This is a genomic window from Bradyrhizobium sp. Kon10, from assembly GCF_055807395.1.
This window is the reverse complement of the sequence record NZ_JBVVOZ010000015.1, coordinates 120,976-133,980: the sequence shown is the minus strand read 5'-3', so window position 1 is coordinate 133,980 and position 13,005 is coordinate 120,976. Positions and strand designations below refer to the sequence as shown.

The following is a 13,005-nucleotide window of genomic DNA, read 5'->3' as shown; positions in this document are numbered from 1 at the left end:
CCATTTTGGTTTGTTGGATTGCGTGAAAACTCATTAGGTCCGGCGGCGCGTCTTCATGTCGAGCCAGACCGCGAGAATGACGATGATGCCGGTGACCAGCGGTTGCCAGTTGGCGCTGACCGAGAGCAGGTTCATGCCGTTCAGGACCAGTGTCAGGATCAGCGCGCCGATGAAGGTGCCGAACACCGTGCCGACGCCACCGAACAGCGAGGTGCCGCCGATCAGAACGGCCGCGATCGCCGGCAAGGTCAGGCTCTCGCCGATATCGGCCTCCGCCGAATTGAGCCGCGACAGGAAGATGATCGAGGCAAGTCCCGCCATGGTGCCGGAGACGGCGTAGACCAGCAGCAGGCGCCGCGCGACCGGAATGCCGGAGAGGCGCGCGGCGACCGGATTGGCGCCGATGGCGTAGATCTGCTGGCCCCAGATGGTGCGCTGGGCAAACAGCGTCCCGATGCCGAGGAACACCAGCAGCAGATAGACTGGGATCGGCAGGCCCAGCAAATAGCCGCTGCCGATCTGGCGGAAGCCGGCGGGGAAACCGTGAAGGGTTTCGCCGGCCATGTACCAGTAGGTCAGCCCGTTCAGGACCCAGAGCATGCCGTAGGTGGCGATGAAGGAGGGAATGCGGAGCGCCGTCACCATGATGCCGTTGAGGAGCCCGACGATGCCGCCGCAGGCGAGCCCCGTGAGGATTCCCAGCACTGGCGAACCGGTCGCGTGGATCACGGTCCCGGCGATACAGGCGGACAGCGCGACATTGGCGCCGACCGAGAGATCGAGGCCGGCGGTGAGCACCACCAGCGTCAGGCCCGAGGCGATGAAGAAGGTGAGGCTCGCCTGCCGCAGCACATTGAGAATGTTGCCGAGGCTGAGGAATGAATCGTTCAGCACCGCCAGCACGGCGCAGATCAGGAGCACGGCGAGCAGACGATAGAACAGCTGGATCGCGTCCTGGGACAGGAAGGAGCGCGGCGGCGACAAGGCTTCCTTGGAGATGTCGGTCATGCCCGGCTCCGCAGGCCATCGAGGAAGAGCGCGACGATGACAAGGACGCCGATGCTTGCGACCTGCACCGAGGACGGCATCGAGATCAAATTGAGGCCGTTGCGCAGCACGCCGACCGCGATCACGCCGAGCAAAGTGCCGGGCAGCCAGCCATTGCCGCGTTCGAACGAGGTGCCGCCGACCGCAACTGCCGCAATCGCGTCGAATTCAAGCCCGAGACCCGCGGTCGGATGCCCCGAATTCATCCGGGCCGTCATCAGCAGGCCGGCGATGCCGGCCATGGTGCCGCCGATGGCGTAGACCACGATCAAGAGCCGGTTGGGCGAGAGGCCGGCATATCTGAGCGCCTCGCGGTTGCCGCCGAGCGCGAAAACGTAGCTGCCGAAACGGGTGTGATAGAGCAGGCCGTGAAAGGCCGCATAGGTGACGAGCGCCATCACGATCGGCACGGGGATGCCCAGCAACGACGCCGAATAGATATCGCGGACCGTGTGGGGAATGCCGACCACGCTCTGGCCGTCGGAGACGATCAGCGACAAGCCTTGCGCCATGCCGAGGGTGCCGAGCGTCGCCACGAACGGCGGAATGCCGACGATCGCGACCAGCCAGCCGTTGACCGTCCCGAAGGCCGCGCCGACGGCAATGCCGGCGCACAGCCCAAGCAGCATCGACTTCGTCGCGAGCGAGACGATGGCCACGCAGAGCGAGGTCAAGGTCAGGACCGCGCCCATCGAGAGGTCGAGGCCCTCGGTCATGATGATCAGCGTCATCGGCAGCGCCAGCATGGTCAGGATGGTCGACTGCACCAGCACGTTGGACAGGTTCGCCGCCGAAAGGAAGCCGGGCGCGATTGCGCCGAACAGCACGACCAGCGCTCCCAACACGATGGCGACGCCCGGGATGCGCTGAAGCGGATTGGGCTGTGATACGATCGCGGCCTCACGCATGATGCATCCCCAATCGCACGATGTTCTCCTCGGTCAGTTCGTGGCGTGCGAGGTGCCCGGCGATGCGGCCCTCGCGCATCACATAGGCGCGGTCGCAGACATGGCAGATCTCGACCTGCTCGGAGGAGATCATCAGGGCCGCGGCGCCTTCGGCGACCAGCCGGTCGATCAGGGCAAAAATCTCCGACTTGGCGCCGACATCGATGCCGCGGGTCGGCTCGTCGAAGATGAAGAGCCTGGCGCCGGCGGCGAGCCATTTGCCGATCACGACCTTCTGCTGGTTGCCGCCTGACAAAAGCCCGACGGTCTGGCGCGCGCTCGGGGTGGCGATGCGGAGCTGCCGTATCAACCCGTCGGCGGTGCGCTGGCCGCTGCGCGGATCGAACAGCCCGCTCGGAAACAGTTTTCGCAGCGCCGACACTACCAGGTTGTCGCCGACCGAGCGGAGCAAAGCGAGTCCCTCGCTCTTGCGGTTCTCCGGGATCAGAGCGATGCCGCGGCGGGCGGCGACGTCGGGTTCGCCCGACATCGGCTTGCCGTCGAAGATGATCTCGCCTGATGTGGTGGGATCGGCACCGAAAATGGCGCGCGCCACCTCGCTGCGGCCGGATCCAACCAGGCCGCACAGGCCGACGATCTCGCCCCGGCGCACCTCGATGTTGATGTCGGAGATTCCGCTCGGCGAGGTCAGGCCCTTGACCTCAAGCAGGACCTCGCCCGGTTTGTCGGCGAAATTGCGCGGATAGGTCATGTCGACGGGGCGGCCGACCATCATGCGCACGAGCTGGTCGGGCGTGACGTCGGCGGGGCGAACGCCGTCGATGCGGCGGCCGTCGCGCAACACCGTGATGCGGTCGCCGAGCGCGAACACCTCGGCCATGCGGTGCGAGATGTAGACGATAGAGACGCCGTCGGCCTTCAGCCGCGCGATCAGCGCGAATAGCAGCTCGGTCTCGCGGTCGGAGAGCGCGGCGGTGGGCTCGTCCATCACGAGAATGCGCGCATTCTGGCTGATCGCTTTCGCGATCTCGACCATCTGCTGCTGGGCGACGCCGAGCGTGTTGACGGTGACGGACGGATCGATGTCGAAGCCGATCGTGTCCAGCAGGCGCTTCGCATCGGCCAGAATCTTCCTGCGGTCGATGGTGCCGGGGATGCGGCCCTTCGGCTCGCGGCCGAGGAAGATGTTCTGCGCGATGTCGAGATAGGGGACGAGCGAGAACTCCTGGAAGATCACGGCGATCCCGAGCCTCTGCGCGTCCGCGGTGGAGGTGATCGTGACTTTCTCGCCCTTGTGGAAGAACTCGCCGGCGTCAGCCTGATAGGCGCCGCACAGCACTTTCATCAGGCTCGACTTGCCGGCGCCGTTCTCGCCCAGCAGCATGTGCACTTGGCCCGGGTAAAGCGCGAAGGAGACGTCGTCCAGCGCCTTGACGCCCGGAAAATCCTTGCTGATGCCGCGCAGCTCGAGCAACGGCGTCGGCGAGGCGGGCTCGATGGCCAACGCCGCGGTGCTCATGCGCGCGCTCCCGCAAAGATCTTGCCGGGATTCATCAATCCATCCGGATCGAGCGCGGTCTTGATCGACCGCATCACGTCGACGGCTCCACCGAGCTCATCAGTGAGGTAATCGATCTTGCCGAGCCCGATGCCGTGCTCGCCCGTGCAGGTGCCGTCCATGGCGATGGCGCGTGCGACCATGCGGGCCTGGAGCGCCTTGGCGCTGTCGACCTCATCGGGCTTTGCCGGGTCGATCAGGATCAGCATGTGGAAATTGCCGTCACCGACATGGCCGACGATCGGGGCGGTGAAGCCGTGCTCGTCGGCGTCCCGGCGGGTCTCGATCAGGCATTCCGCAAGCCGCGAGATCGGCACGCAGACATCGGTGATGATGGCGCGCGCACCGGGCCGCAAGCCGAGGCCGGCGTAGAGCGTGTTGTCGCGGGCGTGCCAGAGCCGGCTGCGGTCCTCCGGCGCCTTGGCCCATTCGAATCCGCGTCCGCCATGTTCAGCGGCGATGGCTTGCGCCAGCTCAGCCTGTTCGGCAACGGCGGTCTCGGAGCCGTGGAATTCAAAGAACAGCGTCGGCGCCTCGCGATAGCCGAGCTTGGCGTAGGCGTTGATGCCGCGCATCATGACGTCGTCGAGCAGTTCGACGCGCGCGACCGGAATGGCAGCCTGGATGATTCCGATCGCGGTATCGACCGCGTCGTGCAGAGTGTCGAAGCTGCACACCGCCGCCGAGATCGCCTGGGGCAGGGCGTGCAGCTTCAGCGTGATCTCGGTGATGACGCCCAGCGTGCCCTCCGCGCCGACGAACAGCCGCGTCAGGTCGTAGCCGGCTGCCGATTTGCGGGCGCGCCTGGCGGTGCGGATCACGCGACCGTCCGCCAGCACGACTTCGAGCGCCATGACGTTGTCCTTCATGGTGCCGTAACGTACTGCCATGGTGCCGGAGGCGCGCGTGGAGGTCATGCCGCCGATCGAAGCATCGGCGCCGGGATCGATCGGAAAGAACAAGCCGGTGCCGCGGAGCTCAGCATTGAGCTGTTTGCGGGTGATGCCGGGCTGCACCACGACATTCATGTCGCTGTCGTGCACCGTCAGCACCTTGTTCATGCGTGCGAAGTCGATGCAGGCGCCGCCCGCGACCGAGGACGCGTTGCCCTCGAGCGAGGTGCCGGCGCCGAACGGCACGATCGGCACGCCCGCGCCGGCGCAGAGCTTGACGATCTCGACCACCTCTTGCGTCGTCTCCGGAAACACCACGATGTCGGGCGGCAATGCACGATAGTAGGATTCACTCTGGCCATGCTGATCGAGCACGCCGCGCGCGATGCTGGCGCGCGGACCGATCACGCCTGTGAGGCGTTCAGCCAGTGCGGCTATGCTCATCCGCGGTCCCATCGTCTCTTCCCGTCTTCCGTTCTATGCGGACGCTTTGTCAGTCCGCTGTATCCGGCTGTACGCCGGCTGTGCGTTGTTCGCGTCGCGCCGGCCATGCGCTCCAGCACCGCGTCGATGATCGTGTGTTCGTTGAAGTTCCGCAATTCTGCCTTCGTCGATCAGAGTTTGGGCTCGCCAAGGCCCGACAGCCGTTCGAGATGCTTGACGGTCGCGATGAAGTCGGTCTCGCCGTCGCCTTGCGCCACCAGCGCGCCGTAGGTCTCGCGGACCTGCGCCGCCAGCTGCAGCGGCACGCCGACGGTGTGGCCGGCACCGAGGATGAGGTCCAGATCCTTGGCCATCTGCTTGCAGGAGAAGGTCGACTCGAAATCGCGCGTCCGTAGCGGCGCGGTCTTGTACTTCACCATCGGGGAGGCGACCGCGCTGTCGTCCAGCACCTTCAAAATGTCGTGCCAGCCGATGCCGCCCTTGCGCGCCAGCGCGAGGCTTTCCGCCATCATCGCCGCCGAGACCGCGATCATGAGATTGACCGCGAGCTTGGCGTAACGTGCTTCCTCGCCGGGGCCGAGATAGGTCTGCGAACGAGTGAAGCTCGCGAACAGCGGCCTGACGCTTTCGAAAGCGTCCCTGGGACCGGACACAAAGCAGCTCAAAGCGCCGGTGTGGACGATGCTGGCATTGCCGGAGACTGGCGCCCGCAGATAGGCGATCCCGCGCGCCTGCGCGGCGGCGCCGACCTCGGCCGAGGCTTCGGCACTGACCGTGCTGGTCTCGATCAGGACCGACTTCGGCGCCATCGCACTGACGAGGCCGGTCGGGCCAAGCATCACGGCGCGCAATGCGTCGTCGTCGGGGAGCGAGGTGATGGCCACGGCGCGGCTAGCGACAGCCTCGGCCGGCGAGCTTGCGACCGCAAGACCGTTTTCACGCGCCTCATTGAGCCGCGCTGCGCTCTGATCGAAGGCGGCGACGCGGTAGCCCGCCTTGGCGATGAGCAGCGACATCGGCAGGCCCATCTTGCCGATACCGATGAACGCGATGTGTCTTGTCGTATCAGTCATGGCTTGCTGTCCGTTGGCCGCATCATGCGCTGCGCCCTTGTCGCTCGATATCCCTCACCAGCCGCTGGCCTGACTGCGCGAGCAGCTCCTTCTTGCGAGCGAGCCCGTCGACCAACAATATCCCATCTCGTTTCTTCCAGCGGCCTCCGATCATGACCGCCTCGATATTGGCGAGGCTCGTCTGCATCACAACGGTGGAGACGGGATCGTGGACCGGAACGAGGTTGAGATCATCGGCGTTGATCACGACGAGATCGGCGAGTTTTCCCGGGCTCAGCGAGCCGATCTGGTTGTCGCGGCCGAGCATGCGCGCGCCTTCGGTGGTGATCCAGCGCAGCGCTTCGCGCGCCGGGATCGTGGTCGTCGCTGGAATGGTGCCCTCGCTCTTGCGCATCTCCGCGTTGTCCAGCGCGCGCTGCATCGACAGCGCGACGCGTGCTGCGGAGAAGAGATCGCCGGGCAACACGGATTCCAGATCGATGCCGATGGTGGGACGGACGCCGCGTTTGAGCAGCCGTCCCGTGATGGGAAAGCCGTGGCCCTGGATCATCTCGTTCTCCGGCGTGACCGAGAACGATGCGCCGAGATCGATCAGCTTTTGCAGGAGTTCGTCGGGCAGGTCGTTGCCATGGACGATGTTGACGCCGGGACCGACCAGGCCGGCGTCGATCAATTTTTCCCAGCCGCCTGGAGTCTTGGCCGGGCCGCCGCCCTGATGCATCGAGGCAATCAGGTTGAATTCCCGCGCCAGACGGAAATCATGGAAGGATACATCGAGTGTCGAATAATGCGGGCCGAGGACGGCGAGCCCGAGTGTGACGAGGCCGTTGCGATCGGCCAGGGGGCCGGCGAGCAGGCGCTCGACTTCGCGGCGCGGATGCGGCACTTCCGAGAAATGCGGCTCGCCCGGCTTCGGCTCCGGCTTGGGCGAGCCATGGAAGAAGGCGGCGCGGATGCCGCTCTCGATCAGGCCGCGCACGGCGGCGTCGGTATGATCAGGAGTCGGATTGTTGTGGCACCAATCGACCAGCGTGGTGGCGCCGCAATTGATCTGGTTCAGCGCGCCGACGAGAGTGGCGATGTAGATATCGTCCGGCGCGAACACCGTCGCGAGCCCGGCATGCATCCGGCGGAAATATTCCAGCAGCGTCCAGTTCGCCGCATATCCGCGCAGCGCCGTCTGCCAGGTGTGCATATGCGCATTGATGAGCCCGGGGATGACGATGCGGCCGCGGCCGTCGACGATCTCGGTCTCTGCAGCGCCGCTGCCGAGATCGATGTCGGGACGGACCGCTGCGATCCGCTCATTCTCGACCAGTACGTCGCCGGCACGGAGATCGCCGATGCGCTCGTCCATGCTGATGATTGTTGCCGATTTGATCAGGATGCGCCGCATGTCGGTCACGTCACGGCTTTGGCTGCGACCGGCGGCTCGCCCGCCCAGGCACGCGCGATCAGGTCGCGGATGGCGTTGCGCTCGAGCGGGCGCGGATTCCAGTAGGCGTTGGTCACGGCGAGGTCGGCCGCCTTGTGGATTCCGCTTTCGGGCATGCCGATGTCGCGCAGCGCCAGCTTTGCTCCGAGGCGGCGGGCGAGATCGTACAGGCCTTGCGCCGCATTGGCCGCACCGATCGCGCGCGAAATCCGCACCATCGCCTCGGGCACTGCGGGCGCGTTGTAGGCCAGCGCATGCGGCAGCACGATGGTGTGAGTCTCGGCATGCGGCAGGTCGAAGGTGCCGCCGAGGGTGTGGCAGAGCTTGTGATGCAGCGCCATGCCGACGGTGCCGAGGCACACGCCGCAGAGCCAGGCGCCATAGAGCGCTTCGCTGCGGGCCTCGCGGTCGTCAGGTTTGGCGGCAATGGCTGGCAGGGCGCGCGCCAGCGCGCGGATGCCTTCTTCCGCCATCAGCGAGGTCACGGGATTGGTGTCGCGGGCGTAGAGCGCTTCCACCGCGTGTGCGATGGCGTTGATGCCGGAGGTGGCGGCGAGGCCGACGGGCAGCGTCATCGTCAGGTCGACGTCGTAGATCACAGTCTCTGGCAACACGGCCGCATCGCGTACCGTGGTCTTCAGGCCGTTCTCGGTCTGGCCGACGATCGGCGTCATCTCCGAGCCGGCATAAGTGGTGGGAATGCAGAGCTGGTTGATTCCGGTACGCAAGGCGAGCGCCTTGCCGAGCCCGGTCGTCGAGCCGCCGCCGAGCGCAACCACGCAGTCGGCATCGCACGCCCTCATCGCCGCGATCGCCCGCTCGGTCACCTCGACCGGCGTGTGCATCGTGGCGCCTGCGAAGATGCCGGCATAAAGCGGGCCCAGCGCGGCGCCGAGCCTGGCGCCCTGCGCCTCCTGCTGCGGCGTGGTCAGGACCAGCGCGCGTGTGCCGCCGAGACGCTCGACCTCGGCCTTGGCCGAGGCAAGCGTTCCGCTGCCGAACACGACGCGGCAGGGCAGATTTTCAAAGGTGAACGAACCGATCATGCGCCGGTCTCTTTGCTGGGATAATCGACCTGGAAACGGCCGATCCGCAAGTCGCCAAGCTCCTCCCGTACCCGCAGATGTTCCGGATGGATGGCGTAGGCCTTCAGGGCCGCACTGTCGGTAAACTCCGAGACCAGGACCACGTCGCAGGCGTAATCGACATCGCTGACGTCGACGCCGACCTCGATATGGGTAAGGCCGTCGATCCGGCCCCTGAGGCCTTCGAACAAGGTTTTGACCTTGGACCTGGCCGCCGTGCGCTCCGCAGGCGTCTCGCCGCGCAGCCGCCACATCACGATGTGCTTGATCGGGCCCGACATTCCCGGATTTCCTCGCCTGTCATCTTGTTTGTTGCCCCATTTTGCCTTGCAGAAATCGGAAATAAAGGTCAAATTTCGTAAGTCTCTTTTCCAATATGCGCAAAAATGGACCGGCTGCTCCAGCTAGAGGTTTTCGCCAGGACCGCCGAGCTCGGCAGCCTGTCCAAGGCTGCGGACGTTTTGCGGATGTCGAACGCGGCCGCGAGCCGGCACCTGAGCGCGCTGGAGGAGCGGCTCGCGGTGCGGCTGATCGAGCGCAACACGCGCCGGCAATGGCTGACCGAGGCAGGGCAGGAGCTGTTGCAGCGTTGCAGCCCGCTGCTGAACGAGCTCGCCGAAGCCGAGGACGCCGTCAGCGACCGCGCGCTGTCGCCCAAGGGCATGCTGCGCGTCACCAGCTCGCTGTCGTTTGCGATGATCTACATGGCGCCGATGCTGCCGGCGTTTCGCAAGCTCTACCCGAAGCTCGATGTCCAGATCATCGCGGCCAACCGCTATCCCGACTTCATCGAGGCCGGCATCGACGTCGCGATCCGCACAAGGGAGCAGGAGCCCGACTCCAACATTATCATTCGCCGGATCGGGCAGATGCGCCGGGTGCTGGCGGCAGCGCCTTCCTATCTCGCCACGCACGGCCGGCCCGAGCATCCCGCCGATCTCGCGCGTCACGACATGCTGATCTACAATCTTGCCAACGACCCCTATTCGCTGCGGCTTCAGCAAGGCAATGCCGCGCAGACCGTGCGCATCGCGCCGGCGCTGGACAGCAATGACGGCCAAATCATCCGCGGTGCGGCGCTGGCGGGCCTCGGCGTCCTGATCCAGCCGCTTTACATCGTGCAGGGCGACATCGCGGCCGGCAAGCTCGTGCCGGTGCTGATGCAGTGGGAGCTGCCGCTGCTCACGATGAACGTGGCCTACCAGAACCGGGTCCGGCTGCCGGCGAAAATCAGGGTGTTCTCGGATTTTTTGGTCGACCACATCCGCGCGCATTCCGATGCCGGGATCTGGATGGACGCAAACTAGACGGCTTTGCCGGCGAGCCCGCGAGCCCGAGCGGTCCTTACTCCGATCGCTCTGACACCCGCGTTCGCCGGAAGGACGACCTTGAGGAGGCCGCACCGGCGCTCGGCGCGGAGATCCTGGCGGCATCGGCGTCGCGGATTTCCTTACGGACCTTCCGCGCCTCTCTCATCGCGCGCTTGACGAAGGGGTGTTGTGCATCCTCGGCAAAGAACAGCACCACCTCGCAGCCGGGACATTGCCTGGAATAGCCATCCTGCAATCGCGCTGCGCGATCGCGGAACATCGTCTTGCAGCGCGTGCACTGGACCTGGACCGAGCTCATGTGCGGACAGCAATCACCAATGGAAATAGGCGATTAGCTGAGCCCAAAGGTCTGAACAAAGGTTGAAGGGCGGTCGCACCCCGTCGCGCGGAAGGCGCAGCCGCCGTGGAAACACGAGGGCCGTCCAGTTCTTCAAAACAGCCCGATCAAGCGGCTATTGCTTGGCGGCCAATGCGTCCAGGCAATGGTTCAGGTAGACGGTCCGATCCCTCGGGAGCACTTTCTCGAGATCCGCCTTCATCGCGCATTCGCGCTGGCGGATCTGCTCCGCCCGGCGTTTTTCCGCAGCCTCGCGATATTCGGGAGCAACCTTGGCGGGATCGACCAGCGCCTGTGACCGTGCGGGCCCTGTGGCAACAATTGCGATGGCGGCGATGATAATGATCGACTTCAAATGAGCCTCCGTAAAAGGCCCATCCTAGCGCTGAGTGTCCGAACGCTCAAACCGTCAATGAGAGCCCGCCGGTATCTGCGTCCGCCCGTGCGTTGAGGTGTCGCCAACCGGGGCTGCGCCGGCTCAGCGGTTGGCTTGGGACAACCGATCTCGCGCCTGTCCAGGCCACATTGCCGGGCCTCTCGGCAGGCCCGTTCCGATGACGTGAAGTGGACCGCGTAACGTCCGTTACTTAGGGACGTGGTCGATCTTGTGCCCCAAATGCCCGGTGTCGTGATCGCGACGCAATTGGCTCAGGGAGGTCTCGTTCAATTGAAGCAGGACGTCACTCAGCAGGGTCGTATCCGGATAACCGGCTGCAAATCCCTTGCCGTAGATCTTGCGCAACGTACCCACCAGCGTGTTGCCGTGCTTCTTGCTGATCGCGCCATCCTTGTCCCGATGGCGACCATCCAGGCCGGTCTCCTTCATGTCTCTCTCCCAATGCAGCGTCTGCGCGCCTGAAGAGAGCGTGCTCCGAAACGAGTTGATTGGCAACGGTGCGGGGCGGGGTGGCTACGCGGCCTGTTCCTCGAACGAGAGGTAAACGCGACCATTTGGATCAACGATCTGAACGTCCCAGCATCCGTCCTCGACAAGCTCTCTGGCTTTCTTGAGGGCGGCGGCGAGTGACGGCCGCTTGAGGCTCACCACGCCTGCCGTGTCGAAACCGCTGATTTCAAACATGCCGTTCCTCCCGTTTTGTCGCGCTTCGAAGCAGGCTGCCCCATTCCTCAGGGGAGCACAACAGTTTGCTTGGACGAGAGCCGGGACACGCCACCCGGGCAAACCATCGCATCGCCCCCCGTAATCTGCCGGGGTGGCTGGGCACGGGACGGGACCCCGTTGCTAACGTGGAATTAATCCGAAAAGCCCACAATTTTAGGCAGTTGTAGGTGGGTGCTGCGTACAGGAGGCGTCACGACGGCGTTCCGGCGACGGTGCCTTTCGCTGGCTCCTTTGAGGTCGACGCACGTGACCACGACATCCGAAACGCAAGTCCTCGCCGAACAATTCGACCCTGTGGCGCTCGCGCTTGCTGCCGCAGCACTCGAACCCGCAGCCCCGGAAAGTTCAGCACCGATCAAGCAGTCCAGCCGGAAATCGATCCTGGTCCTGTCGGTCTGTGCTCTCGCCATCAACGGCTCGGCGGCCATCTATACATCGCCGCTTGATTTTCGCGCGCCGAATGTCGGCAGTTTGGCTGAACTGCTTCCGCGCTGGGAAGCTTCCGCGCCAAAACCGGATCCGGTTGTCGCTGCACTGAAGGATATTCAGTCGTCCCAGCAACAACATACGGCTTCGCTGCAGGAGAATAATCATGCATTGCAGCAAAACGCAGATCTGCTGCAGCAGGATTCAATGGTGCTGCTTTCTCTGCGACAGAGCATCACGGACGAACGGTTCGATGTGAAGAAGATATCGTCACAGCTTTCGACGCTGATCGCAAAGATTGACTCGCTGCAAAGCGCAATGATGTCGGACGTGACGTCCTCCGTCCGAAGAGCGCATGCACGCTATGGAATTTCCGCGGCGATGCGCAAACGGATGGCCCGGCAATTGAAATCCGTAGGGCCCGTCTCGGTTGGAGGAGCTCCGCTGAGTGTGCCGGCTGCAGCTCCGGAAAGCTGAAGATAAGTCGGGCAAATCACTGGAGTTTGTGTCGGCGCTAGGCGCCCAGCCGCTTCGGTCAGACAGCCCGACTGGCTATGCCACCGATTTCGGATGCCACGCCGCGAAAACGCGGGGCAGAAGCTTTTGCAGACGGCACGCCGGCGGGAGTGAATTTCGTGTCTGTCCGCTCCGCACGCTTGCAGTTTGGGCAGACGAAAAGATGCGCGATCCTTGAGATCGGGTTATCCGCGACCAGCTCAGAGCGGAACCAGCGCATCCCGACATGGCAGTCGAGACAGATTGGAGTTTCAAGATGCTCCAGAGCGTCCTTCAGACGGTCAACCATATGCTTCCCATGCCCCCGAGCATCGCCATCCTATCAACTATAGTCCGACGCAACGTCAACAAAGGTTAAGATCGTCCCATCACGGGTCAAGGTGCAGACGGCAACGGTCGGCAAGTTGACAGAGGTCGCGGCAATCGATTTGCCCATGCAGTACCGACACAGAGGTTGGAGGTGGTTTTCCGGCTAAGCGCTTGGTGTTTGGTGAGCGCGCTGGGGCTCGAACCCAGGACCCCGTGATTAAAAGTCACGTGCTCTACCGGCTGAGCTACGCGCTCCCATGGCCGCTGGATGGCTTCGAGATTGATGGCCATCGTCTTCGGTCATTTCGAAAAGCATGTCTTGCCGGATCATGCTTTCGGCTCGCGCTGTGTAGGGGGACGGGGCGCTGAGGTCAATAGCGCAGGAGGCTGCCGAAGATGGCGGCAGAGACGGGGATTCGGACAATTTTTCCGTCGCTTAGAGCAGGATTTTCATCCCGATTGACCACCCGCATCTACGCCGAAGGCCACCTGACTTTTCATCACGCGGCCTTGGCCGGCG

At 64.4% G+C, this 13,005-nt stretch carries 14 protein-coding genes and 1 tRNA gene; 2 read left to right on the top strand and 13 right to left on the bottom strand.

Annotated elements, in window-relative coordinates:
• Window positions 1-33 precede the first annotated feature (33 nt).
• The 8 genes from AC0L2O_RS21695 to AC0L2O_RS21660 all read right to left on the bottom strand — a co-directional run bounded on the left by AC0L2O_RS21695 (window position 34) and on the right by AC0L2O_RS21660 (window position 8,724).
• Complete coding sequence (locus tag AC0L2O_RS21695; protein ID WP_409188859.1) at window positions 34-1,008, bottom strand: ABC transporter permease; 975 nt, start codon at window positions 1,006-1,008, stop codon at window positions 34-36.
• Window positions 1,005-1,955: an ABC transporter permease gene (locus tag AC0L2O_RS21690; protein WP_473371118.1), complete on the bottom strand. Its 951-nt coding sequence runs from the start codon at window positions 1,953-1,955 to the stop codon at window positions 1,005-1,007. The genes AC0L2O_RS21695 and AC0L2O_RS21690 overlap by 4 nt, the downstream gene beginning before the upstream one ends.
• Window positions 1,948-3,474: a sugar ABC transporter ATP-binding protein gene (locus tag AC0L2O_RS21685; RefSeq protein WP_473371117.1), complete on the bottom strand. Its 1,527-nt coding sequence runs from the start codon at window positions 3,472-3,474 to the stop codon at window positions 1,948-1,950. The genes AC0L2O_RS21690 and AC0L2O_RS21685 overlap by 8 nt, the downstream gene beginning before the upstream one ends.
• Window positions 3,471-4,862 carry an FAD-linked oxidase C-terminal domain-containing protein gene (locus AC0L2O_RS21680; RefSeq protein WP_473371116.1) on the bottom strand — a complete coding sequence of 464 codons (1,392 nt, stop codon included), beginning with the start codon at window positions 4,860-4,862 and terminating at the stop codon, window positions 3,471-3,473. Before AC0L2O_RS21680 ends, AC0L2O_RS21685 begins: the two co-directional genes overlap by 4 nt.
• Window positions 4,863-5,020: 158 nt before the next feature.
• Window positions 5,021-5,923, bottom strand: a complete 903-nt coding sequence (locus AC0L2O_RS21675) for an NAD(P)-dependent oxidoreductase (RefSeq protein WP_473371115.1) — start codon at window positions 5,921-5,923, stop codon at window positions 5,021-5,023.
• A gap of 22 nt (window positions 5,924-5,945) precedes the next feature.
• Window positions 5,946-7,319, bottom strand: coding sequence for an amidohydrolase family protein (locus AC0L2O_RS21670; RefSeq protein WP_473371139.1), 1,374 nt, complete (start codon window positions 7,317-7,319; stop codon window positions 5,946-5,948).
• A 5-nt stretch (window positions 7,320-7,324) separates the two neighbouring features.
• A complete protein-coding gene (locus AC0L2O_RS21665; RefSeq protein ID WP_473371114.1) occupies window positions 7,325-8,404 on the bottom strand; it encodes a maleylacetate reductase in 1,080 nt (359 codons plus the stop codon).
• Window positions 8,401-8,724 carry a Dabb family protein gene (locus AC0L2O_RS21660; RefSeq protein ID WP_369723703.1) on the bottom strand — a complete coding sequence of 108 codons (324 nt, stop codon included), beginning with the start codon at window positions 8,722-8,724 and terminating at the stop codon, window positions 8,401-8,403. The genes AC0L2O_RS21665 and AC0L2O_RS21660 overlap by 4 nt, the downstream gene beginning before the upstream one ends.
• Before the next feature lie 105 nt (window positions 8,725-8,829).
• Here AC0L2O_RS21660 and AC0L2O_RS21655 point away from each other — a divergent pair, with 105 nt between their 5' ends.
• Window positions 8,830-9,750 (top strand): LysR family transcriptional regulator, encoded by a 921-nt coding sequence (locus AC0L2O_RS21655; protein ID WP_473371113.1) that lies wholly within the window; start codon window positions 8,830-8,832, stop codon window positions 9,748-9,750.
• 476 nt (window positions 9,751-10,226) lie between these two features.
• On the opposite strand, the gene AC0L2O_RS21650 is transcribed toward AC0L2O_RS21655, so the two are convergent.
• The 3 genes from AC0L2O_RS21650 to AC0L2O_RS21640 form a co-directional block, all read right to left on the bottom strand.
• A complete protein-coding gene (locus AC0L2O_RS21650) occupies window positions 10,227-10,466 on the bottom strand; it encodes a hypothetical protein (protein ID WP_369723699.1) in 240 nt (79 codons plus the stop codon).
• Between the two features lie 228 nt (window positions 10,467-10,694).
• Window positions 10,695-10,937, bottom strand: coding sequence for a hypothetical protein (locus tag AC0L2O_RS21645; RefSeq protein WP_369723697.1), 243 nt, complete (start codon window positions 10,935-10,937; stop codon window positions 10,695-10,697).
• An 84-nt stretch (window positions 10,938-11,021) separates the two neighbouring features.
• On the bottom strand, window positions 11,022-11,192 hold the full coding sequence (locus AC0L2O_RS21640) for a hypothetical protein (RefSeq protein ID WP_369723695.1): 171 nt from the start codon (window positions 11,190-11,192) through the stop codon (window positions 11,022-11,024).
• Between the two features lie 288 nt (window positions 11,193-11,480).
• On the opposite strand from AC0L2O_RS21640, the gene AC0L2O_RS21635 reads away from it, so the two are divergent.
• Window positions 11,481-12,137 (top strand): hypothetical protein, encoded by a 657-nt coding sequence (locus tag AC0L2O_RS21635; protein WP_473371112.1) that lies wholly within the window; start codon window positions 11,481-11,483, stop codon window positions 12,135-12,137.
• Between the two features lie 58 nt (window positions 12,138-12,195).
• Here the strand turns inward: AC0L2O_RS21635 and AC0L2O_RS21630 are convergent, their stop codons facing one another.
• Together AC0L2O_RS21630 and AC0L2O_RS21625 are read right to left on the bottom strand one after the other, a co-directional pair.
• Window positions 12,196-12,465 carry a hypothetical protein gene (locus AC0L2O_RS21630; RefSeq protein ID WP_473371111.1) on the bottom strand — a complete coding sequence of 90 codons (270 nt, stop codon included), beginning with the start codon at window positions 12,463-12,465 and terminating at the stop codon, window positions 12,196-12,198.
• 199 nt (window positions 12,466-12,664) lie between these two features.
• Window positions 12,665-12,740: transfer RNA gene (locus AC0L2O_RS21625), tRNA-Lys, on the bottom strand.
• Window positions 12,741-13,005 lie beyond the last annotated feature (265 nt).

Bases quoted from the DNA above. Each gene is read 5' to 3' on its own strand.
- AC0L2O_RS21695 (WP_409188859.1), bottom strand. From the start codon at position 1,008: ATGACCGACATCTCCAAGGAAGCCTTGTCGCCGCCGCGCTCCTTCCTG.
- AC0L2O_RS21690 (WP_473371118.1), bottom strand. From the start codon at position 1,955: ATGCGTGAGGCCGCGATCGTATCACAGCCCAATCCGCTTCAGCGCATC.
- AC0L2O_RS21685 (WP_473371117.1), bottom strand. From the start codon at position 3,474: ATGAGCACCGCGGCGTTGGCCATCGAGCCCGCCTCGCCGACGCCGTTG.
- AC0L2O_RS21680 (WP_473371116.1), bottom strand. From the start codon at position 4,862: ATGGGACCGCGGATGAGCATAGCCGCACTGGCTGAACGCCTCACAGGC.
- AC0L2O_RS21675 (WP_473371115.1), bottom strand. From the start codon at position 5,923: ATGACTGATACGACAAGACACATCGCGTTCATCGGTATCGGCAAGATG.
- AC0L2O_RS21670 (WP_473371139.1), bottom strand. From the start codon at position 7,319: ATGCGGCGCATCCTGATCAAATCGGCAACAATCATCAGCATGGACGAG.
- AC0L2O_RS21665 (WP_473371114.1), bottom strand. From the start codon at position 8,404: ATGATCGGTTCGTTCACCTTTGAAAATCTGCCCTGCCGCGTCGTGTTC.
- AC0L2O_RS21660 (WP_369723703.1), bottom strand. From the start codon at position 8,724: ATGTCGGGCCCGATCAAGCACATCGTGATGTGGCGGCTGCGCGGCGAG.
- AC0L2O_RS21655 (WP_473371113.1), top strand. From the start codon at position 8,830: ATGGACCGGCTGCTCCAGCTAGAGGTTTTCGCCAGGACCGCCGAGCTC.
- AC0L2O_RS21645 (WP_369723697.1), bottom strand. From the start codon at position 10,937: ATGAAGGAGACCGGCCTGGATGGTCGCCATCGGGACAAGGATGGCGCG.
- AC0L2O_RS21640 (WP_369723695.1), bottom strand. From the start codon at position 11,192: ATGTTTGAAATCAGCGGTTTCGACACGGCAGGCGTGGTGAGCCTCAAG.
- AC0L2O_RS21630 (WP_473371111.1), bottom strand. From the start codon at position 12,465: ATGGTTGACCGTCTGAAGGACGCTCTGGAGCATCTTGAAACTCCAATC.